The sequence below is a fragment of the Pseudomonas sputi genome (assembly GCF_021603585.1).
In the GTDB taxonomy this organism is placed as follows: domain Bacteria; phylum Pseudomonadota; class Gammaproteobacteria; order Pseudomonadales; family Pseudomonadaceae; genus Aquipseudomonas; species Aquipseudomonas sputi.
Genome location: NZ_BQHI01000071.1, coordinates 1 through 455 on the forward strand (window position 1 = coordinate 1; position 455 = coordinate 455).

A 455-nucleotide genomic window follows, 5' to 3' on the forward strand; every position below is an offset into this window, starting at 1 on the left:
AGTGACGGTGGTGGTGATGCCACCGGAAATCACGACGCCAACGAGCGGCGGCAGGCTCACCCGTACCGCGATGATGGAAGGCAAGAGCATGCCGAACGCGCGGATCGAGGTTTTCCAGAATGGGGACCCTGAGCCTGTACTCGATACCATGGCGGATTCGAAGGGTTTCTGGAAAGACAAGGTCATACAGGCGAAGGTCGGGGCGAAAACCCTTCGGGCTCGACAGCATTTCGAAGGCCATATCTCCAAGGACAGTCAGCGGGTGGATTACGTTGTTGTTCCAGCCCCTCCCATTTGGGAGTCACCTGCGAATGGCGAGCCTGTTGGTAATGGCTCGCACGCTTCAGGGTTCGGGGAGCAGGACGGGGATGTTGTCAGCGTCTGGATAGAGACCGACAACGGAGCAGGCAAGATAGCGGAAGCCGTTGTAGGGAAGGAACTCACGTGGTCAGCCC

The 455-nt window shown here is 58.7% G+C and carries 1 pseudogene; it reads left to right on the forward strand.

From position 1 onward, the window contains the following. Nucleotides 1–88: 88 nt before the first annotated feature. Nucleotides 89–455 (forward strand): annotated as a pseudogene (locus L6D81_RS29335) (hypothetical protein); the annotation flags it as partial.